Genomic DNA, 21,234 nt, shown 5'->3' with positions numbered 1-21,234 from the left:
ACGTTTGACCTATGAAAAAATGAAGACCGTATCTTGGAATTACTGGCCGAAACCCTGCAACGAATGGATCAATACAGCGAGCGATTCGACAAGTGGCAGGAAGAAATAAAGCGCCTACGCGAAGAGATGAAGACCCAGCAGGAAGCCATGATGCTTCAACTGGATGTCAATTCTGCCCTGATGACCAAAATTCAGCAGCACGATGCCCGTTTGGACCGGCATGAGAACGGTATTGATCAAATGAGGGAACGTACCGAATTGATGCGGGAGAGCGCATTAGAGCAGCAAAAGGCGTATCGGGAGATGACCGAGCTGTTGCTTTTTCACAACACCGCCCTGCGGCAGAAAGGCATTCTATAAGTTGAGGTCTTCAATCTGAACGCCCCACGCGCACCGAAAATGACCCAGCGGGCAACGCGACCGGCCATGCACCCCGCAGGGTTTACAATCGAGCGGCTCCGGCGTCTGCACCACGCGCGACTCATCGGCCAACGGCCCAAATCCAAACTCCGGCACCGTTGAGCAAAAGACAGCCGTCGTCGGCGCGTTCATGGCCGAGCACAGGTGCAGCGCTGCCGAATCGTTAACGTAGTTCATAACCGCGCCTTGATGCAGGGCCGCCGACCGCATCAAGTTCATGCTGCCCGCCAGATTCACTACGCTGGCCTCCCGCTCCGACATGTTACGAATAGTTTCGCAAAACGAGACATCCGTTGGCGCACCCAGTAAATAAACGGTCATATCACGCGGCAACGTCCGAATCAGTTCGGCCCAGCGTTCGGCGGGGTATTGTTTTGTGAACCAGACTGTTGTTGGGGCAATGCAAACGTAAGGTTTGTCCTGGTACGAACGGGCAATGGCGTAGTCGTCCGCAGACGGATAGAGCTTCGGCATCAGTCGGGGGCCGTAGATTCCTAAAGGGTGCAGCAGGCCAGCATTCCGATCTACCTCGTGAATACCCGGCTCAAATCGGTGGTCAACGCGGTAGGTGAAATAGCGGGACAAGGGATTTTGTGCAAACCCGATTGTCAGTTTAGCTTTCGACAGAGCCGTCAGCAGTCCGGTGGAGCCGTAGCGCTGTAGATTGAGGATCACTCCATACTGCCGGGCACGGACAAGGGTCAAAATCCGCCACAGGTCGCGGTACTTGACGAATAGGTCCCCGGTCTTTTTCTTTTCCCAAACCAGCACTTCGTTCAGAAACGGATGCCCGGCCAGCAGGCTCTCGTTTCCTTTGCGAACCAGCACGTCCAGCAGGGCATCAGGCTGAGCGGCACGGAGTTGTTCGAGCAGAGCCGTTGCCAGGATTACATCGCCAATAAAGGCGGTTTGAATGATCAGGAACCGGGGTGGATTGGTTGCGGTTATCATCAGTAAGCCAAACGCGTCGTCGTCGACAGCGCTAATAGCATCGAATGGAAGATTACGAAGTTTATACCCTGCCCAACGGTATTCGGATTGCGCACAAACAGATTCTGCACACGCAAATTGCCCACTGTGGCATCATGCTCGACATTGGGAGCCGCGACGAACGGCCCCACCAGCAGGGATTGGCTCATTTTTGGGAGCACATGGCCTTCAAAGGTACAGAGAAACGCAAATCATACCATATCATTACCCGGTTAGAAAACATTGGGGGCGAACTCAACGCCTATACAACGAAGGAAAAGGTGTGTTTCCATGCGTCGGTGCTGGGTGTTCATTTTGAGAAAGCCGCCGAACTGCTGTCCGATATCACCTTCCACTCGGTGTTTCCAGAGAAACAAATCGAGCGGGAGCGCGACGTAATTCTGGAAGAGATGGCCATGTATTACGACTCGCCCGAAGACGCCATTCAGGACGATTTTGACGAGTTGGTTTTCCCGAATCACGCCTTAGGTGGCAACATCCTTGGCACTACCGAAACCGTCAGTTCGTTCCGGCGCGAAGACCTGCAACGGTTCATTGCCGAAAATTATGACACCCAGCGGATCGTGTTTGCGTCGGTGAGCAATTTACCCTTCAGGCAAGTGGTGAAAGTGGCTGAAAAGTACTTCCGCGACGTACCCGCCCAGCATACCAACCGAAAAAGGCAAACCCCCACCGACTACGTTCCACAACGGACCCGCGTGGAGCGACCCATTACCCAAGCTCAGTGTGCGCTTGGCCGACCGGCCTACGGCCTCACCGACCCACGGCGACTGCCGTTTTTTATGCTCGTCAACCTGCTTGGCGGGCCGGGCATGAACTCGCGTTTGAACTTAAATCTGCGCGAAAAATACGGTCTGGTGTATTCCATCGACGCCAGTTTTACGCCCTACTTAGACACGGGTTTTCTGGGCATTTACTTCGGCACCGATCCTAAGAAGGTCGACAAAGCGCATTCGCTGATTATGAAGGAAATGAAGCGCCTGCGCGAGCAGCCCCTGACGACCCTGCAACTGCATCAGACCAAAGAGCAGTTGGTTGGGCAACTGGCGATGGCCGAAGAAAGTAATAACAGTTTTATGCTGATGATGGCCAAAAGTCTGCTCGACATCAACCGGGTAGAAGCGTTGAACGATATTTTCAGCGACATCAAAGCCGTTACGGCCAGTCAACTGCAAACCCTGGCTCAGGACGTTTTTGTGGAAGACCAGTTCAGTTCGCTGACGTTTGTACCGGAAGAGAAGTAGTCAGTTAGTCGATGAGTTGGTCAGTCGGTGAGTGGCTGACGCATGCTGTTCTTTTGCGTCAGCCACTCACCGACTGACCAACTCATCGACTAACTGACTACTTTCATGACCCTCCAAGACGCCCAAACCACCGTCGATACCTGGATCAAAACCGTTGGAGTTCGCTACTTCAGCGAACTGACCAACATGACCATCCTTACCGAAGAGGTTGGCGAAGTGGCCCGCATTATGGCCCGGCGCTACGGTGAGCAGTCCGAAAAAGAGTCGGACAAAGACAAAGACCTCGGCGACGAACTGGCCGATGTCCTATGGGTGCTCATCTGCCTCGCCAACCAAACCGGTGTCAACCTCACAGAAGCCTTTCAAAAGAACTTAGAGAAGAAAAACATCCGCGACGCCACCCGGCATCTGGACAATGAGAAGTTGAGGTAAACGTACCACGGTGCTTCAGCCCGTGTAGCCGAAGGCTAACTTCGTGGTGACTGTTCTGTTAACATCGCTTAGCCTTCGGCTACACGGGCTGAAGCACCGTGGTACGTTTACCGCGACGACTGGCTCAAATAACCTGATCCGTAATAGAATTCCACGCGCTGCGTCCGGCCGTCTTTATGCTTCACAAGTCGAAAAACTTCGCCTGGTTTGGCGGGTTGTGGTTTGATTGATTTTTGTGGTTTCAGTAATTGCACCGGGCCGTTGTTGTTCGAAAGCAAATACACGATTTCGTTGCCAGTCGAAAGGGCCGCGAGGGCTTTGGCATCTCCGTCGGCGTGAAGGCCGGTCATCTCTGGCGCCACCGCCCGGAAGTGTCCCCGGCCATCGCCCAGCAACACACACCCGCGCCCGGCATCGTGCCAGCCGGAGTACGTCTCCGATGCGTAGGAATTTCCCGTTAACAGTGCATCAGGCAGGCCGTCGCCGTTAAAATCGCCGGTTTGCATCCCAAAAACAGGAGCTACCTGTGCTAATCCGGGCAGCGGATGCATGGCAAACCGACCACCGCCTTTGTTTTCAAGGTAACAGCTTCGCAACTCATTTGCCCTTAGCACGGTAGCTCCGTCGAGATCGTCGCTGGTGAAAGCATCATTGAGCGATTTATCGGCGTAGGCCTGAAAGTTAGTGAAGCGTTTGCGTGAGAACGTCGGCATCTGATCGTTCAGCACGTCGCGGATGGGTACAATGTGTTGGCCGCCCTGCAAATACTGCGTCAGAATAGGGTCGATTTGGCCATTGCCATCAAAGTCTTTGGCGTAGACTTGCAACGGCTCCTTCTCCGAAACGCGATAGCGGGTATTTAGGCCAAGATTACCAGCGAGGTAATCAATGTCACCATCGAGGTCAAAGTCGGCCCCGGTGAGCGAGTTCCACCAACCGGACAAGGGCTGATCAGTACCAGTTTTCAGGGATTCTATCGTAAATTTCCCGGCCGTATTTTTCAGCAGCGTGATCGGCATGAACTCCCCAGCCAGCAGCAGGTCCGGGTCGTTATCGTTGTCATAGTCCGTCCAGAGAGCCGCGCAAACCATACCCGCGTGGCGAAGGCCGGGCGCGAGTTGATCGGTAACGTCGGTGAATTTTCCCCGGTCATTACGCAGTAGATAACACCTCGGAGCCATTGGATATCGGCCTACGTTCACCCGACCGGCGCGGAACAAATCCAGATCGCCGTCACCGTCAAAATCGGCCGCTACGACGCATGAACCGGATGACGTAGTGGGTGGCAGCACGTTCTGCGTCCGGGTGAGTTTGCCCGTCCCGTCATTCAAATACAGCCGGTCCTGATAAATACCGCTGCTGTCGGGCAGGCGACTGCCGCCACTAACGACGTATAAATCGGGATCGCCATCGCCGTCGGCATCGAAAAACAGCGATCCCATGTCTTCCAGATCATTGGCACCCTGCACCCGTTCCTGAAACCGGCCCGGACTGGTTTGCAGAAACAGGCTCCGCGTTTGCCCCGGATCAGCCCCCACAAACACGTCGTCTAACCCGTTTCCGTCGGCATCGGCAATGGCAATGGCAGGGCTGTTTTTAGCGTAAACCTGGGGTAGCAAGGGTGTCCGCTCAAAATCGTTCAGTGGGGATTCCTGGTGCCGAAATGTCAACCCGATGGTTGTTGCATCGGCTGTTATAAAGAGTTTGGGGGCCGTGGGGGGCACGGGGGGAGAAGTCGCCGTAGGTTTGTATGAAATCTCATGCAGCCGGTCGACAGTCAATTTTCCCACCGCCTGATAGGTCCCATCGGCCCAGCGCACCTCAACCGTGGCATCGGTGTGCTTGCCTAACCCGACATGCACAAACGGCTCCACCGACGATGCATACCCGCGAACGGGATGAGCCGCTACGGTTTGCGTCATTCCATCGGCCGTGCGCACCCGAACTTCGGCTCCCAGTCCACGCGCATCGGCGGGTAAGTGCAACCGCAGCCAGTGCTTATCGACGGGTTTACCGGGCCAGTTTGTTTCGTTCCTGTATAGGCCCGCTTCATCGTCCATGTTGTTGATAACCAGATCCAGATCACCGTCATTGTCGAGGTCGGCGTAGGCGGCTCCGTTGGAAAACGTTGGCTCACCAAATCCCCAAGTCTCGGATTTATCGGCGAACGTGGGCAGAGTAGCACCGACTTGGCCCGAGTCACTGGACTGCACGTCCCCCCCTGTATTTCGGTAGACGTAATTGTGCAGTTTGACATCAGGCAGTTTATACAGCTCCGCGAGTGACTTACGCCCAAAATCACGGTCACCTGATCGGCCAAAGCTCGACGCCGAACTGTTGAGGTAGGCCACATAATCGAGATTCGTAATGTCGCGCCGGTAGCCGTTCGTGATGAACAGGTCTTTCCAGCCGTCGTTGTCCAGATCGGCCAGCAGCGGTGCCCAGCTCCAGTCGGTGCGGAACACACCCGCCAGTTGCCCAACTTCACTAAAGGAGTTTTCTCCCATGTTCAACTGGAGCGTGTTTCTAACGTACTCATCCTGGTAGCCCTGCTGTCGGGCGAGGTGGAAAAACTCCCAGTTGGTTTTAATAAGCATCATTTTCTGACGGGCGTTGGTTTCGGGCAACATATCCACCACCATCACGTCGGGTCGGGAATCGTTATTAACATCCTGAATGTCAACACCCATGCTGTTGTAGCTGGTGTGTTTGAAATAGGCAGCCGCCCGGTCCGTGAACCCTGCGCGTGAATCATTACCCCCATTATTCACATACACGACATCGTTGGACAAAAAATCATTGGCGCAGTAGACATCCGGCCAGCCGTCCTGATTAATATCGGCGATGGTCAGGCCCAGTCCATAACCTTCTTTGAGAATACCAGCCTCGCGGGAAACATTCTTAAAGAGCGAATCGGACCGCCGAAGCGGAGTGAAAGAGCGAGAATATGAATTCGATTCGTCAGCCGCTCTTTCGCTCTTTAATTCCGCTTCGGCGGTCCGATTCGCTCTTTCTGTTGTCATATTACGATACAGCCGGTCCGTACTCAGACCTTCGCCGTTTATGCGCTTTGGGCGAATGGTATTGCGGCCGGTGCGTTCCATCGCGTTGTTCAGGATGTAGCAGTCGAGGTCGCCGTCGCGGTCGTAGTCGAAAAAGGCAGCCTGCGTATTCATGCCGCTGTCGTCCAGGCCGTACTCGTGCCCTAATTCCCGAAAGGTCGGCACGGCACCAATTTTCCTTGACGTATTGATGAACAGCAGGTTATGCCGAACGGCGCGATTTGTATCGCGCCCGGCAACGCTCACGTAAATGTCGGGCCAGCCATCCTGATTCACGTCGGCTACCGACACGCCCGTACACCACGCCCTGGTGGTGACGCCTGCTTTGGCGGTTACGTCATCAAAGCTAAAATTGCCTCTGTTGAGATATAGTCGGCAGGTGACGTTGTTGCCCGCAAAAAACAAATCCTGCTGACCATCGCGGTTGAAGTCGCCAACGCCCACGCCCGCCCCGTTGTACATGGGATCGTAGGTATTGGCGTTGAGCGTGTCGTTCTCGAAGGGCTGCATGGCGTTGTTGAACGTAACGCCGGATTCGGTAGAGCGGATTGTTGTAAACAGAGCGTCAGCGGCACGGTCAGTTTTGCAGGCCGACAGCGTGCTGACCAGCGCAAACACAAACAAAACGCGGGCTGACATGGATACTAATTGAGCTGACACAATAGCAGTATAGAAAGAAGAAATGGTAAAAATACGGCGAAAACACCGGATGTTTGTGAGCAGATTATCGTAGCTTTCGTACTGCATTTCGTAACCCGCTGACTGTGGACGGCTTATTCAAGTATCATCAGGCGTCGGACGCCAAAATTTGGGACGACTTCCTGCTCGGCAGCAAAGATGCCTATTCGTTTATGTATGAAAAGTACGCCCGTGTGCTCTACAATTACGGCTACAAAATTGCCCAGAATCGCCAGTTGACCGAAGACTGTCTGCAGGATTTATTTCTGACGATTCTGGAAACCCGTGAGCGCCTGAGCCATACCGATTCCATTAAGTTTTACCTGATGCGCTCACTCCGGCGCGATATTGTTCGCAAACTCAACGGCGGTACCCGACTGACCGGGCAATGGCTGGGGCAACACCGTTCGTTAGACGACCACGACGTCGATTTCAGGGTTGAGTTTCAGTATGAGCCAACCTGGCTCGATTCGCAGATCAGCAAAGAGCGCTCGGAATCCATTTTGCGCGAACTCAATCAACTGCCCGCCCGGCAAAAGGAAGCCCTTTTTCTGAAGTTTTTCGATAACCTCAGCTACGAAGAGATTGCCGGTATCATGGGCATCGAAACCACATCGGCCTACAAAGTTATCTACAAAGCCATCGCTGCCCTCCAAAAACGAATGCCGGTAGATTTGCTGGCGGTGCTTTTAGTTTGTGGTTTGTAGTTGGCTGACGTTGGTATGTTGACGCGTCAGCCAACCACAAACTCATTTGTTTCTATCACTTTCCCCTTAATTATTTTTCTCTTTCCGAGGGATAATTCACTGAGTAGTTTTCTTATGGTGGTATCTGAATACTGCCACCGCATGAGTAATCACTACCCCAACTTTACCAGCCGCGATTTTGTACTGGATGATGCGTTCCGCCGATGGGTACTCCAGCCCAACGAGCAGAGCATGACCTTCTGGCACACGTTCATGCTCAATCACCCGGCACAGCAGGCAACCGTTGACGAAGCGGCTTCGCTTCTCCTTCACCTGCGGGCTAATTACGACAATCTCACCGAGGCCAGTCAGGTGCGAATTGGGCAGGTGCTTAAACAGGCAGCGCTGGAACAGCAAATTGAAACGCCGGTTCTTCCGTTAACGGCCCGCCGGGGTACTCACGTCTGGCGCATGGCTGCGTCGCTGACGGGTGCGCTCCTGATTATGGGCGGGGCGGTTTGGTACGGGCTGCGGTCCGGCCAGCAACGTATCCATACGGCTTTTGGCGAAAACCGAAGCGTAACCCTGCCCGACGGATCAACGGTGCTGCTCAACGGCAACTCAACGCTCACCTTTGCCACCAACTGGGACGATGTCAATCGCGAGGTGTGGCTCGACGGTGAGGGTTATTTTAAGGTAGCTAAAAGACGGCATACAAGCGGGCGGACAGGCGTTCCGGTTAAGTTCGTGACTCACACCCCAACCTTGGACATTACCGTGCTGGGTACTCAGTTTAACGTCAACACGCGCCGGGGCGGTACGGCCGTGATGCTGGTAGAAGGCCGCGTTCAATTAGCCAAACCCGGCCAGCTTCGGCCCGGCCGCATCATTGAGATGAAACCCGGACAGTTGGCGTCGACCCTGCCGAATATCGAAAAAGTGGTCGTTCAAACCGAAAAGCCGCAACTGCACACATCCTGGACACAGCACGAGTTTGTGTTTGAGAACACGGCACTGACCGACATTGCCCAGCAACTCCGCGATACCTACGGCGTAAACCTTATTGTTGAGGATACCGAATTAGCCAACCGTCGTTTTACGGGAAATTTGTCAAACCAAAGCATTGAAACGCTGCTGACAACCCTCGCCATCACCTTCGACCTCAGCGTCCGGCACGATGGCGACCGGATTGTTCTGCAACGAAACCCCCAATAAACCAATATCCTATGAAAAATAAGTATATCTCTCTTTCCATGCTGCTGGTGGGAGTCGGCGTTTACGTACTGCCGCAATCCGCTGACGCACAGCTACTAACCCGCGCTCAGACGACTTACGAAGGCACGGCGTATCGTCAGCAAGCTGCGTCCGACGTGCGCCAGCGGTCACGGTCGCTGAAAAAAGCCCTTGCGGGTGTTGAAAAGCAATTCAACGTTAATTTTGCGTATGACGAACAACTGTTGACCGGCCGCCTGACAGAAATCGACGTAAATGGGCTTTCGCTCGATCAGGCACTGACGCAGCTCATCGAAACGCAGGGGTTGCGTTATCGGAAGGTAAATGACAATCTGATTGCGATTCAGGCAGCACCCTTAAAAAACGCTGATCTGGCAGTCAGTTCTTCAATGGCCAGTTCAGCCATCGAGTCAGGCCGGGAAACGACCTCCGAAGCCCCGCGGGCCAAGCGCATATCCGGCCAGATCACTGACGAAAATAATGCCGGGCTGCCCGGTGCGAACGTCATTGAGAAAGGCACCCAAACCGGCACCACCACCGACGCCAGCGGCAACTTCGTCCTGAACGTATCGGACGGAGCCACCACGCTGACGGTTTCGAGTGTGGGCTACATCAGTCAGGAGATAGCCATCGGCAGCCGCACGACGATCAACGTGAAGATGGCCCCCGACAACCGGACCTTGGACGAAGTCGTCGTGGTGTCGTACGGTACGGTGAAGCGGTCGAACCTGACCGAAGCCGTCAGCATCGTCAATACGGTGGAAGCCAAAAAAGTACAGGCCGCGTCGGTCGTTGACCAGATTCAGGGGCGTGCACCCGGCGTTACGGTAGCGTCGGCGGGCGGTGCGCCGGGTGCTACCGCCAGCATCAAAATTCGCGGGTCGAGCACATTCGGTTCCAATCAGGACCCGATTTACATCATCGACGGGGTCATTATAGGCAGCGCTGCCGCTGACTTCAACCCCAACGACGTGGAAACCATCACGATCTTGAAAGACGCAGCCGCCACCGCGCTGTACGGCTCGCGGGGCATGAACGGAGCCATTGTCATTACGACCAAACGGGGTAAAGCGGGGAAACCCTCCATCGAGTACAGCGGCTACTACGGCGTCCAGAACATTGCCAAACGCTTGCCGCTGGCGGGCCGGGAACAGTACATCCGCACCTGGACGGCCGCGTATCAGAATGGGGGTCAGCCCGTACCAGATTTTGGCGCGGGGGGCTACAACACCGACTGGCAGGAAGAACTGATTAAACCCGGCGCCATCACCGACCATAACATCAGCATCGCCGGGGGATCCGATAACGGAGGCAACAAATCGAACTACCGAATTTCCGGGGGTTATTTCGCGCAGGACGGCACCATCATCGGGCCAAATTTCAAGCGGTACTCAGGCCGGGTGAACGCAGGCACGACGCGAGGCAAATTCAGCATCGGCGAATCGTTGTACTTAGCCTACATCCGGGACAAACAGGTGAATGGCCAACCCTTTGATAACGTCATCCGGATGCCGCCCACCATCCCCGTGTTTGATGCCAATAACCTGAGCGGCTACGGATTTGGGGGCACCAACAACCCAACGTTTGGCACCAACCCGATTGGTCAGCAGTTGAAGGACGACCGGGTCGTTGACAGCTATAAATTGCTGGGCAATATTTTTGCCGAATACGCTATTCTGCCCTGGCTAACCTACCGCCTGAGCTTAGGGCTGGACTTCGCTCTGTACCAGAACAAGTACTTCCAGCGGCCCGGTGCGCTGAGCTACAACAGCCCCAACACGCCGTACGGCATTCTGGAGGACATCAATGGCCGATTCTTCAACACGCTGGTGGAGAACACGCTGAGTGCCAACCGGACATTTGGCAAACACACCATCAGTGGGCTGGTGGGGTACACCCGGCAGCGCGACAACCAGAACGAAGTGTTTGCCCGCACGGAAGGCATCGTCGGAGAATTTTATCAGCAAGCTGCCGGTACGCTCAATCCGCGCACCGATGGCTTCAATAACACGTCTGGCCTGATTTCGTACTTAGGCCGGGTTAACTACACCTACGCCGACAAGTATAACATTCAGGCCAATATTCGACGGGATGCATCGTCAAATTTCCCGACTAACAATCAGGTAGCTTATTTCCCATCGGTATCGGCCGCCTGGAACATCAACCGGGAGTCGTTTATGCAGAACGTTCCGGCCATTGGTGACCTTCGGCTGCGGGCCAGCTACGGATCGGTGGGCAACCAGGCCATTGCGCCGTACTCGCTGTACCCCACGATTCAGCCAAATCTGAACTACGTACTGGGGGGTGGTAATGAAATTGTAGCGGGAGCCGCTAACCGCCAGTTGCAGAACTCGAACCTGCGCTGGGAAAGCAAAACAACGACCGACGTGGGCATCGACGCTACGTTCTTCAACGGAAAAATTCAGTTGACGGCCGATTACTTCTACTCGCTCTCCAAAGACCTCTTGTTGCGGGTGCCCATCCCTATTTCGGCGGGTAATCAGGGCGATAACCCATTTGATAACCTCGGTAAGATTCAAAACAAGGGTATTGAACTGGGCCTGACCTATCAGGACAAGCGTGGTGATTTCCGGTACAGCATCAACGGGCAGATCACCAGTATCCAGAATAAGGTGCTCCAGTTGGTGCCAACCAACGGCAACCAGCCGTTGTATGGCTACGGTCAGATTACGCGAACGGCGGTAGGCGGTCCACTGGCGGCTTTTTACGTGTTCAAACAGAATGGCATTTTCCAGACCCAAGCCGAGATTGAAGCCGCCAACACGGCAAGAGATGCGACTGGCAATGTTATACCATTTCAACCGAACGTGACGCCGGGCGACGTGCGATACGTCGACACCGATGGTAATGGTATTATTAACAACGACGACCGGCAGATTGTCGGAACGCCGTTCCCTAAGTTTGAATATGGTTCTAACATCGCTGTTTCATACAAGAACATCGACCTCACCATCTTCTTTCAAGGCGTATCGGGCAACCTGCTTTTTAACCGCAGCCGTAACTGGACAGACCGCTTCGACGACGTGCAGAACGTGCGGTCAGACGTGACGTTCTGGACCGGGCCGGGCACCTCGACCACGACACCGAAACCCATTAAAGGCGACCCAACCCTGAACCCGGCCTTCAACACCGACCGGTGGGTAGAGAGCGGAGCCTACGGTCGGCTCAGGACGCTCCAGTTGGCCTACAACTTTCCAGCGCCCATGCTGACGCGGTTAAAAATGGGATCGGCCCGCGTGTACGTGAATGCGCAGAATCTGTTCACCATCACCAAGTACTCGGGCTACAACCCGGACGTAATCGGTGATGTAGGTGATCGGAACGCTCAAAATCGTGGTAATTACATTGGCCGGGGCATTGATCAGGGTAACTACCCCGTAGCGCGCACGATCAGTGCCGGTCTACAATTTAGCTTCTAACGTGAGCAATGAATTAAGGTGTATTGTCGAGATGGCTTATACACCTTATTTTGGTAAATTTGATAATCGAACGATTTCAACCAACGGTACCATACAGTATTCTCATGAACACAAAATCACTGGCCCTGACCGCCATCCTGACCGGGGGTATCCTGTTCAGTTGCAGCGAGAGCAAACTGCTCGATCAGGTCAACCCCAATCAGGCATCGACCCAAACATTCTGGAAAACGCCCGACGACGCCATTAAAGGTCTTAATGCTGCTTACAGCGGTATGCAGGATCGGCGGTGGTCGCTCTGGCAGCTGTTTCTGACCGATCTCTCCTCAGACGAAGGCTACAGCCAAAGCCCCTGGACGGACCTGGCCAACCTTGGCAAGTTTATCGTGACAAACTCTAATATTGAGATGAACCGCGAATCGTACGAAGCCGCTTATCAAGGCATCTACCGGACGAATCAGGTACTCGAAAACGTGCCGAACATCACAATGGACGCCGTATTGCAGAAGCGCATTCTGGCCGAAGCCAAGCTGATCCGCGCGTATTTTTATTACAGCATGGCCAACATCTGGGGCAACGTGCCGCTGGTGCTGACTTCGCAGCAGCCGTCCGACCGGCCCGACCAGGCCACGCAGGCGCAGGTATTTGCGCAGGTGATTAAAGACGCGCAGGAAGCCGCCGTCGATCTGCCCGAAAGTTACACGGGTCAGGATGTGGGCCGCCTGCACAAGTACAGCGCCATTGCACTGATGGGCAAGGCTCACATGCAGCAGCGCCAGTGGGCTGAAGCAGCAGCCGCGTTCAAACAGATTATCGACAAAACGCCAACGCGCTTCGACCTGATGCCCGATTTCAAGGACAATTTCACCACAGCTTTGGAGAACAATAAAGAGTCGCTGTTTGAGATTCAGTACTACGAAGAAAACCGGGCGGGCTTCCCAAACTACGACGTAGCGGGTGGTTCTGAATCGTCGGAACGGGCGCAGTTTTTTGGTTTGCGCAACACTAAAAACTTCAACGGCGGTGGCTGGTGCGACGGTCAGCCGACGAAGTGGCTCCACGACCAGTTTCTAAAGGAAAAAGACAAAGCGGGCAATGTCGACTACCGGCTCGACTATACGCTGTTCTACGGCGGTAGTTCGCTCAAGCCGTACGGCAAAACGTACGCTGAGTTTAATCAGTCGGCCGAGGGCACCGACTTTCTGGCCGACCGGGACCGGTTCTGGATCAAATACACCAATTACTTCAAAGCCAATGACAGCTACTTTTCGGGCATCAACAACCGCGTCATTCGCTTAGCCGACGTGCTATTGCTGTACGCCGAAGCCCTGAACGAGCAGGGCCAAACGGCGGTAGCTATTCCGTTTGCTAACCGGGTTCGGGCGCGGGTAAACATGGCCGATCTGCCGCTGACGTTGACGCAGGCCGCGTTTCGGCTGCAACTGCGCCAGGAGCGTGTGTTGGAACTGGCGGGCGAAACCCAGCGGTACTGGGATATGAAACGCTATGGCATCGTGGGACCGGAAGTAGCCGGAGCCGACGCAGCGACCAACAAACCCGCGAACACGGCGGACAACGACACGGATTTTAAAACGTTCGTGAAGGGCAAGAGCGAGTTGTACCCGATTCCGCTCTACGAAACCGACGCGAACACCAAGATCAAGCAAAATCCGGGCTGGTAAGAATGGTGTTTAGGTGATTGGGTGTTTACGTGTATGTGTGTCGTGGCCCGGTGCCTATACACGTAAACACTCAATCACCCAAAAAACTTTATTCTCATAGGTAAGTAATGCTCAAAACCGGTTCCGTAACGGGGCCGGTTTTTTATCGTACAAACAACGTCATGAACAAAAACCGTCTCCTGCTGCCGCTGTTGCTGGTCGTCCTGATGGGCGGACCAATGGCGTGTCGCAAAACGCCCACTTCTGGTACCACAGTTACACCGACGCCAACGCCCGTTTCCGACACGGCTACCACCTTCCGAAATCCGCTGCTGCCCGCCGGTCCTGATCCGTGGGTGATTTATCAGGATGGCTTTTACTATGTGATGCACACAACGGGGGGCAACGTGCGTATCTACAAAACCAAAAAAATGAGTCTGCTTAGTTCGTCGCAATACAGTGGCGTGTGGTCTCCCCCATCGTCGGGACCGGCCACGCGCGACATCTGGGCACCCGAACTGCACCGCGTTAATAACCGATGGTACATCTACTACGCGGCTGTGGTGGCCCCCAATACGCAACACCGGATGTACGTCCTCGAAAACGAAGCCGCCGACCCGCTCACGGGAACATGGGTCTTGAAAGGCGAACTGAAATTAGCCGATGACAAATGGGCCATCGACGGCACATTGCTACAGCAGAACGGGCAGTTATATTTCGCCTGGTCGGGCTGGGAGAACGCGGTCGACAACCGGAAGCAGAACGTTTACATCTGCAAAATGAAAGACCCCGTAACGGCCGACGGTCCGCGCGTGCTCGTTTCAGCGCCGGACTACGACTGGGAGAAGCAGGGAAACCCGGACGTGAACGAAGGACCGGAGTTTCTGACGCACGACGGCAAAGTATTTCTGGTGTATTCGGCCAGTCATTGCAGCACCGACGACTACGCCCTGGGAATACTCACCGCCAGTGCCACCGCCGACCTGACCAACCCGGCATCGTGGACCAAATCGGCGACACCCGTTTTTGGTCCAACGGCTGCCAACGGCACGTACGGTGTGGGACACAACAGCTTCTTCACCACGCCCGACAGCCGGGAGAACTGGATTTTGTACCACGCTAATCCGCAGGCCGGGCAGGGCTGCGACGACCGCCGATCGATTCGGATGCAGCGGTTTACGTGGAAAGCTGACGGCTCACCCGACTTTGGAAAGCCCGCGTCACTGACGGAGTTGCAGAAGCGGCCCAGCGGGGAGTGAGTGTAGAGCCGAATCTCTGGTTCGGCTGGTTGAAACTGATGTAAGTCGCCCGAACCCAGAACCCAGAGGTTCGGCCCTACAGTAAAAGCCCCGGCTGATAGGTATCAGCCGGGGCTTTTACTAAGTTGTGTACGTCCTACTTTTGAAACGACTTAAACACGTAGTCCCAGAGTGGAGAAGACACGCCGTAGTTGCTGTCGTGGTTTTTGTAGTGATGAACGCTATGATTAACCCACAACTGCTTGAAAAAATTCTTCGGTGGCGCGTACGCGTGGACGATAAAATGCACGGATAAATACCCGGTGTAACCGACCAGAAAACCAGGGAAGAACGCGTAAGCCGCTTCGCCCATCAGCAGGAAGAACAAGCCAAAAAACGCACCAGCTACGAAGATGGCTATTACGGGAGGCATGGCCAACCGGGTTTTATCCTTTGGGTATTCGTGGTGGACGCCGTGCATTTTGTACTGAATTTCGGCGCGTTGGGGCGTTGTTGGCGCTAAATGGTAGAGGTAGCGGTGCAGCACATACTCGAACAGCGAGAACACCAGCAGACCCGCCAGAAACAAAGTTGTGATGGTGCCCGTGCTCATATCGGTGTAGGTGAACGCGTACCAGCCTAAAAATGCGGACAGTACCACCCACATGGAAATCGGTACCATGATGTGCGTCCGCGAGAGGGCTTCCAGAATAGGGTTGTCGAACAGTTGTTTAGTGCCCGTATTCTTAGGCCGCGTCTTGCCGTGACCGGCCATTGTATGTAATTTCTCAGTCGTCGATTCCATAAAAAGAGTACGTTGGTAAATGGTATTGATGCAAAATTACGACGAAATAAGAATCGTCCGTTCGTCAGATAGTAAATTAGGTTGACTATGTTTTAACAACCTCCATCTGATCGGAAAGTTTCTCCTGCATAGCTGCCATATTGCCCTGAGGTAGTTTCTGACGAATAATCAGCCGTAGCGAGTTGTTGTAGGTCAGGTAATTAAACATCCAGTTGATGAAGATCGCAAGCCGGTTTTTGACGCCAACAATGGACATCAGGTGAACAAATAACCAGGTGAGCCACGCGAAAAATCCCTGAAATTTAAAAAAGGGCAAATCAACGACCGCTAATCCACGCCCAATAGTGGCCATAGTGCCTAAGTCGCGGTAGGTAAACTCCACCGGCGGCTCGTTGCGAAGCCAGCGCAACAAGTTCTTAGCCAGTAGTTTACCCTGCTGCATGGCGGGCTGCGCTACCTGCGGATGACCATTCGGCCATTTTTCTTCGGTCATCAGGGCTACGTCGCCAATGGCAAACACATCCGTAAAACCGGTTACCTGATTATAGCGATTCACCGTAATACGCCCGCCACGCCCAATCACGTCCGGCGGTAAACCTGCCAGCGGATTGGCCTTGACCCCAGCCGCCCAAATGAGGTTGTTGGTGCGAAGCGTCGATCCGTCGACCATGGTTACGGTGCGCCCGTCGAAATCTTTCACGCGGGTATTGAGCTTAACCTGTACGCCCAGGCCCTGCAAATAGTCGAGCGAATGTGTTTGCGACTGCACCGACATGGGTCCCAGAAGTTCGCCCCCCGACTCAATCAGGTAGATGTCCATGATGCCAAAGTCCAGTTCAGGATAGTCTTTGGGCAGTACGGTTTTGCGCATTTCGGCCAGCGTACCGCAAAGTTCAACGCCCGTTGGTCCGCCCCCCACGACCACCACGTCCATCAGACCCTCGCGCTCGTCGGCGGTTTCGACGCTCAGCGCATCCTCGAAGTTCTGCAGCATCCGGTTGCGCAGGGTAATGGCTTCTGCAACAGACTTCATTGGCAGCGCTTTCTCAATGATGTTTTGCTGGCCGAAGAAATTCGTGTCGGCCCCGGTCGCAATCACGAGATAATCGTAGGGCACCGGCCCCAGTTCGGTATCGACGGTTTTATCGGCAGTTCGCACACCGGTTACGCTCGTGATGCGGATGTGTACGTTTTTGCAGTTGCCAAACACGGCCCGCAGCGGAAACAGAATGGAATTAGCTTCCAGACCGGCCGTAGCGACCTGGTAGTAAAGCGGTTGAAATTCATGGTAATTGTGCCGGTTAATGAGCACCACCTGAAATTCCTTCCGGCTCGACAGCTTGCGGGCTAATTGCAGACCGCCGAAGCCCGCACCAACGATCACAACGCGCTTCCGGTCCGTTTTGGGTATGTTTGGGTTCATTTTTTGAATGAATAATGGTCAATGTAAAATGAATAGTGTACCGACCAGACAACCGGCGAGCAGGCTGCTCTAAATGAGTAATGTGCAATTAATAAGAGCGGGTAAACAAACAGATAGGTGTCAGTCTGCTATTCATTATACATTGAACATTACTCATTGTTCATTAATCTTATACATTGTTCATCACTCCCTGCAACACCCGCTCGTAATGGGCTTCGTAAAGGGGCAGGATACGCGATAACTCAAACTCTTTGGCCCGCACCAGCGCGTTTTGCTTGAACGTTGGCAGGTGCTCATCGTCTAAGATGTACAACGCGTTTTTCACCATGTCGGCCACGTCGCCCACGTTGCTCAGGAAACCCGTTACGCCCTGCACGTTTAGCTCGGGTAATCCCCCCGCATTCGATGTAATCAGCGGCACCTCGCAGGCTAAGGCTTCCAGCGCGGCCAAGCCAAAACTCTCGTTCTCGGACGGCATCACGAACAGATCGGCGACCGACAGCACCTCCTCAACGGCGTCTAACTTACCTAGAAACCGCACCTGATCGTAGATGCCTAATTCGCGCACGAGCCGCTCAATGCGGGCGCGTTCGGGACCGTCGCCCACGAGCAGAAGTTTGGCCGGAATCTGCTGCTGAACGTGGTGAAACATCATCACGGCGTCGTCAATGCGTTTCACGCGCCGAAAATTGGAGATGTGCACAATCAGCTTTTCGCCGTTGGGACAGATCGCTTTCTTAAAGTGCTCTTTCTTTTGCTTGTTGAAACGGCTCAGGTCGATGAAGTTTGGAATGACCTCAATGTCGCGGTGAACCTTGAAGTGGGCGTACGTGTCCTGCCGAAGATTCTCTGATACCGACGTAACCCCATCCGACTCGTTGATGCTGAACGTAACAACTGGTTCGTAAGACGCGTCTTTGCCCACAAGTGTAATATCGGTCCCGTGAAGCGTGGTGACAACGGGCACGTGGCGGCCCTGCGCCCGCAGAATCATCTTGGCCATGTATGCCGCCGACGCGTGCGGAATCGCGTAATGAACATGCAGTAAATCAACGTTCTCATTGAGCACCACGTTAACCATTTCGCTGGTCAGCGCCGTCTCATAGGGAGCGTACTGGAAGAGCGGGTACGACGGTATGTTTACTTCATGGTAAAAGACGTTTTCGTTGAAAAAGTCGAGCCGGGGCGGTTGCTGATACGTGATAAAATGAATTTGATGGCCGTTTTTGGCCAGCGCCTTACCAAGTTCAGTGGCGACTACACCACTGCCTCCAAAGGTTGGGTAGCACACAATACCGATTTTCATTCGAGTGGGAAGCCCAGGGGCCGGGAGCGGTTTTAGAACTGAACAACAAACGTACCTGAAAAGAATCCCGAAGGTGATTCTGAAGTCAGCAGGTTTGTGAGTTTATGGTTGCAGGTACGTTGCCGACGCGCTAACTAACCACAAACCAGACTACCACAGACTACGAACCCATAAAAACCCGTATTTTTAGGCAAAAAATGGTCATGGTCGCACGGCAGCCTGTTCCTTTTTCGGCTTTTGTTCTTGGTTTTCTGCGACTCATCCGGGTACAGAACCTGCTGATTGTTGTGCTGACGCAGTTTTTAGCCCGCATTTTTCTGATTGGACCCGAACCCGATGGCTCCCGTGCGGTCTGGCTGCGCATTTTGACCGATCCGACGATCTGGCTGCTTTCGTTCTCTACGGTCTGCATTGCGGCAGCAGGTTATATCATCAACGACTATTTCGATATCAAAATCGACCTTGTCAACAAACCGGAGCGGGTCGTCATTGGCCGTTACCTCAAACGCCGGGTGGCCATCGGTGCACACCAGTTGCTGAACGTAATTGGCTGTCTGATTGGCCTTTACCTGAGCAAATGGGTTTTTGTGATTGATGTCGTGTCGGTGTCGTTGCTCTGGTTCTATTCGGCCCTGTTTAAGCGGCAACCTCTGATTGGCAACGTCGTGATTTCACTGCTGACGGCTCTGTCTTTCATAGTACTGGCCGTTTACTACCGCCAAAACGCCCAGATGCTGCTTATTTACGCTTTGTTTTCGTTCGGTATTTCGCTCATCCGGGAAATCATCAAAGACATGCAGGACATCCGGGGCGACGCCCGCTTCGGGTGCCGGACGCTGCCCATCGTGTGGGGTCTGCGCCGAACCAAATACCTGCTCTACGTGCTTATCGGGTCATTTATCATGACTCTGTTTCTGATCGCTGGCTCACTCGGCAACCAGCATCTGAGTACTATTTTTCTATTGCTGCTCGTGCCTATCACCTACTTCACCTACCGGCTGGTGTTTGCCGATACCCGGCGCGATTTCGGTTACCTCAGCACACTCTGCAAATTCATCATGCTCATGGGCGTCATCAGCATGATGTGGGCGTGAAGGGAATGAATAATGCACAATGAATGACGGGCTGACTGTTCATTGTGCATTATTCATTAACCATTCGGGGCCGCCCGCGCGGTGCATTCAATACTCCGTTCCCTCAAGCATTATGAACATGAGCAGGTGTAGCGGCTATCTTTGATTTTTCACCCACTAAACCACGTTCGCTCCATGAAAACGCTGCTGATTACGCTCTTGATTTGTTCTTTGTCAACGGTCACCTGTTTAGCGCAGGACTGCTTAGGCATGACGTTTAAAAGCGGCATGAACTACGAACTTAGCACCTTCAACGCCAAAGACAAGCCCACTGGCAAAATTGTGTATCAGGTGAAAGACGTCCGGCGGGAAGGCCCGGCAACGGTGATGGACATTACGGCGCAGTTTCAGGATGACAAAGGCAAACAACAGCAGGCCTATACCATTCATTACACCTGCACGGGCGATGAACTCGTAGCCGATATGTCGGGCATGATGCAGTCGATGCAAAACAATATGAAAGACGCAGAAATGCGGCTGAAGTCGAACAAGTTGGTGTATCCAGGCAAACTGAGCGCGGGCCAGAAATTGCCCGACGGCCAGATGGAAGCCGAACTGGTCAATAATGGTAGTACCATGATGACAATGAACATGACAATGAGCAACCGGCAGGTCGAAAGCAAGGCCCCCATCACAACCCCAGCCGGGACGTTCGACACCTATAAAGTGACGTCGGACATGAATTTCGAGAATCGCATGATGGGCATTCCAATCCGGGGGACAATGCGCACGGTCAGTTACCGCGCGGCTAATCAGCTTTTCGACGTTAGGTCGGAGACGTATAACAAGACTGGCAAACTCATGGGCTATTCCCTGTTGACCAAAGCAAATTAAGTACTCCCAGTAAAAAGGTAAGTTTTCGCAACTAAGTTGCAAAAAAGAGAGTTAACGGAACGTACGATTTGTAGAAGCTTCGTAATTTTGTGCCGTGCTTATGAAAACAGACCTCTTCTCCCGCAAAGCCGATTACATTGGCATCACCGGTTCGGTGCTGTGCCTCGTTCACTGCTTGGTTACGCCGGTGCTGCTAATGACGACCGCCGTGATGCGCGATGAACACCTGCGGATTGGCTTCCTGAGTCTGGATTACCTGTTTATTGGGGTTAATATCGTAGCCGTGTATTTTGCTACAAGGTCTGATGTTTCGTTAGCCATCAAACGGGCACTGTGGGGTTTTCTGTCCTTGTTTACGGTTGCCATTTTGCTCGAAGACGTCAACGAAGCCTTTCAACTGCTCGGCTACGCAGCCTCGGCGGGTTTGGTTGTGACCCACCTCATCAACATCCGACAACACCGGCTGCAACACGCCAGATCGGCGTAGTTGTTCCCTAAAAAGCTTATAACAATAAAGGCGGTGCACATGCACCGCCTTTATTGTTATCTACGCCATCGCGACCAAATAGACTAAATTATCTCGATCCACTTCAACCGTTTGGCGGTCGCATCAACGTCAACGCTTAGTCACGAAAATGACGGTCGCCTAATA

General features: G+C 53.8%; 16 protein-coding genes. 11 read left to right on the top strand and 5 right to left on the bottom strand.

The genetic code is table 11. The features are described from left to right. Positions 1–63: 63 nt before the first annotated feature. Positions 64–360, top strand: a complete 297-nt coding sequence (locus ACYVHB_RS11915) for a hypothetical protein (protein WP_461051952.1) — start codon at positions 64–66, stop codon at positions 358–360. On the opposite strand, the gene ACYVHB_RS11910 is transcribed toward ACYVHB_RS11915, so the two are convergent. Beyond that, on the bottom strand, positions 355–1,371 hold the full coding sequence (locus ACYVHB_RS11910; protein ID WP_461051951.1) for a glycosyltransferase family 9 protein: 1,017 nt from the start codon (positions 1,369–1,371) through the stop codon (positions 355–357). The two genes, ACYVHB_RS11915 and ACYVHB_RS11910, sit on opposite strands and share 6 nt — an antisense overlap. A 44-nt stretch (positions 1,372–1,415) precedes the next feature. Between ACYVHB_RS11910 and ACYVHB_RS11905 the strand changes: the two genes are divergently transcribed. Continuing rightward, positions 1,416–2,654 carry a M16 family metallopeptidase gene (locus ACYVHB_RS11905; RefSeq protein ID WP_461051950.1) on the top strand — a complete coding sequence of 413 codons (1,239 nt, stop codon included), beginning with the start codon at positions 1,416–1,418 and terminating at the stop codon, positions 2,652–2,654. Positions 2,655–2,759: 105 nt separating this feature from the next. After that, a complete protein-coding gene (locus ACYVHB_RS11900; protein WP_461051949.1) occupies positions 2,760–3,086 on the top strand; it encodes a nucleotide pyrophosphohydrolase in 327 nt (108 codons plus the stop codon). A gap of 107 nt (positions 3,087–3,193) precedes the next feature. On the opposite strand, the gene ACYVHB_RS11895 is transcribed toward ACYVHB_RS11900, so the two are convergent. Further along, positions 3,194–6,787 carry a VCBS repeat-containing protein gene (locus ACYVHB_RS11895; protein ID WP_461051948.1) on the bottom strand — a complete coding sequence of 1,198 codons (3,594 nt, stop codon included), beginning with the start codon at positions 6,785–6,787 and terminating at the stop codon, positions 3,194–3,196. A 125-nt stretch (positions 6,788–6,912) separates the two neighbouring features. Here ACYVHB_RS11895 and ACYVHB_RS11890 point away from each other — a divergent pair, with 125 nt between their 5' ends. The 5 genes from ACYVHB_RS11890 to ACYVHB_RS11870 all read left to right on the top strand — a co-directional run bounded on the left by ACYVHB_RS11890 (position 6,913) and on the right by ACYVHB_RS11870 (position 15,102). Then, positions 6,913–7,533: an RNA polymerase sigma factor gene (locus ACYVHB_RS11890; RefSeq protein WP_461051947.1), complete on the top strand. Its 621-nt coding sequence runs from the start codon at positions 6,913–6,915 to the stop codon at positions 7,531–7,533. A 141-nt stretch (positions 7,534–7,674) separates the two neighbouring features. Beyond that, positions 7,675–8,727 (top strand): FecR family protein, encoded by a 1,053-nt coding sequence (locus ACYVHB_RS11885; protein ID WP_461051946.1) that lies wholly within the window; start codon positions 7,675–7,677, stop codon positions 8,725–8,727. Positions 8,728–8,738: 11 nt separating this feature from the next. Then, complete coding sequence (locus ACYVHB_RS11880) at positions 8,739–12,185, top strand: SusC/RagA family TonB-linked outer membrane protein (protein ID WP_461051945.1); 3,447 nt, start codon at positions 8,739–8,741, stop codon at positions 12,183–12,185. Positions 12,186–12,289: 104 nt separating this feature from the next. Next, positions 12,290–13,864 (top strand): RagB/SusD family nutrient uptake outer membrane protein, encoded by a 1,575-nt coding sequence (locus ACYVHB_RS11875; protein ID WP_461051944.1) that lies wholly within the window; start codon positions 12,290–12,292, stop codon positions 13,862–13,864. A 161-nt stretch (positions 13,865–14,025) separates the two neighbouring features. Continuing rightward, on the top strand, positions 14,026–15,102 hold the full coding sequence (locus tag ACYVHB_RS11870; RefSeq protein WP_461051943.1) for a glycoside hydrolase family 43 protein: 1,077 nt from the start codon (positions 14,026–14,028) through the stop codon (positions 15,100–15,102). Positions 15,103–15,238: 136 nt separating this feature from the next. Here ACYVHB_RS11870 and ACYVHB_RS11865 read toward each other — a convergent pair whose 3' ends face one another. From ACYVHB_RS11865 to bshA, 3 genes are all read right to left on the bottom strand, one after another. Continuing rightward, entirely contained in the window at positions 15,239–15,886 is a 648-nt protein-coding gene (locus ACYVHB_RS11865) for a sterol desaturase family protein (RefSeq protein WP_461051942.1), read from the bottom strand. A gap of 85 nt (positions 15,887–15,971) precedes the next feature. Further along, the gene (locus tag ACYVHB_RS11860; RefSeq protein ID WP_461051941.1) at positions 15,972–17,309 is read right to left on the bottom strand and encodes an NAD(P)/FAD-dependent oxidoreductase; all 1,338 of its coding nucleotides are present in this window, start codon (positions 17,307–17,309) and stop codon (positions 15,972–15,974) included. Positions 17,310–17,478: 169 nt separating this feature from the next. Continuing rightward, the gene (gene bshA, locus ACYVHB_RS11855; protein WP_461051940.1) at positions 17,479–18,615 is read right to left on the bottom strand and encodes an N-acetyl-alpha-D-glucosaminyl L-malate synthase BshA; all 1,137 of its coding nucleotides are present in this window, start codon (positions 18,613–18,615) and stop codon (positions 17,479–17,481) included. Between the two features lie 203 nt (positions 18,616–18,818). Here bshA and ACYVHB_RS11850 point away from each other — a divergent pair, with 203 nt between their 5' ends. The 3 genes from ACYVHB_RS11850 to ACYVHB_RS11840 all read left to right on the top strand — a co-directional run bounded on the left by ACYVHB_RS11850 (position 18,819) and on the right by ACYVHB_RS11840 (position 21,069). Then, positions 18,819–19,709 carry a geranylgeranylglycerol-phosphate geranylgeranyltransferase gene (locus tag ACYVHB_RS11850; protein WP_461051939.1) on the top strand — a complete coding sequence of 297 codons (891 nt, stop codon included), beginning with the start codon at positions 18,819–18,821 and terminating at the stop codon, positions 19,707–19,709. Positions 19,710–19,883: 174 nt separating this feature from the next. Continuing rightward, positions 19,884–20,582, top strand: a complete 699-nt coding sequence (locus ACYVHB_RS11845) for a TapB family protein (protein ID WP_461051938.1) — start codon at positions 19,884–19,886, stop codon at positions 20,580–20,582. Between the two features lie 100 nt (positions 20,583–20,682). Then, entirely contained in the window at positions 20,683–21,069 is a 387-nt protein-coding gene (locus ACYVHB_RS11840; protein WP_461051937.1) for a MerC domain-containing protein, read from the top strand. The last annotated feature ends 165 nt before the right edge of the window (positions 21,070–21,234 follow it).

The sequence above is a fragment of the Spirosoma arcticum genome, from assembly GCF_054779955.1.
The sequence above is the reverse complement of the archived record's forward strand: the minus strand, read 5'-3'. Positions and strand labels throughout refer to the sequence as shown.

Excerpts from the sequence above, each read along its gene's own strand:
- ACYVHB_RS11915 (WP_461051952.1), top strand. The coding sequence starts at position 64 with ATGGATCAATACAGCGAGCGATTCGACAAGTGGCAGGAAGAAATAAAG.
- ACYVHB_RS11910 (WP_461051951.1), bottom strand. The coding sequence starts at position 1,371 with ATGATAACCGCAACCAATCCACCCCGGTTCCTGATCATTCAAACCGCC.
- ACYVHB_RS11905 (WP_461051950.1), top strand. The coding sequence starts at position 1,416 with ATGGAAGATTACGAAGTTTATACCCTGCCCAACGGTATTCGGATTGCG.
- ACYVHB_RS11900 (WP_461051949.1), top strand. The coding sequence starts at position 2,760 with ATGACCCTCCAAGACGCCCAAACCACCGTCGATACCTGGATCAAAACC.
- ACYVHB_RS11895 (WP_461051948.1), bottom strand. The coding sequence starts at position 6,787 with ATGTCAGCCCGCGTTTTGTTTGTGTTTGCGCTGGTCAGCACGCTGTCG.
- ACYVHB_RS11885 (WP_461051946.1), top strand. The coding sequence starts at position 7,675 with ATGAGTAATCACTACCCCAACTTTACCAGCCGCGATTTTGTACTGGAT.
- ACYVHB_RS11880 (WP_461051945.1), top strand. The coding sequence starts at position 8,739 with ATGAAAAATAAGTATATCTCTCTTTCCATGCTGCTGGTGGGAGTCGGC.
- ACYVHB_RS11875 (WP_461051944.1), top strand. The coding sequence starts at position 12,290 with ATGAACACAAAATCACTGGCCCTGACCGCCATCCTGACCGGGGGTATC.
- ACYVHB_RS11870 (WP_461051943.1), top strand. The coding sequence starts at position 14,026 with ATGAACAAAAACCGTCTCCTGCTGCCGCTGTTGCTGGTCGTCCTGATG.
- ACYVHB_RS11865 (WP_461051942.1), bottom strand. The coding sequence starts at position 15,886 with ATGGAATCGACGACTGAGAAATTACATACAATGGCCGGTCACGGCAAG.
- ACYVHB_RS11860 (WP_461051941.1), bottom strand. The coding sequence starts at position 17,309 with ATGAACCCAAACATACCCAAAACGGACCGGAAGCGCGTTGTGATCGTT.
- bshA (WP_461051940.1), bottom strand. The coding sequence starts at position 18,615 with ATGAAAATCGGTATTGTGTGCTACCCAACCTTTGGAGGCAGTGGTGTA.
- ACYVHB_RS11850 (WP_461051939.1), top strand. The coding sequence starts at position 18,819 with ATGGTCGCACGGCAGCCTGTTCCTTTTTCGGCTTTTGTTCTTGGTTTT.
- ACYVHB_RS11845 (WP_461051938.1), top strand. The coding sequence starts at position 19,884 with ATGAAAACGCTGCTGATTACGCTCTTGATTTGTTCTTTGTCAACGGTC.
- ACYVHB_RS11840 (WP_461051937.1), top strand. The coding sequence starts at position 20,683 with ATGAAAACAGACCTCTTCTCCCGCAAAGCCGATTACATTGGCATCACC.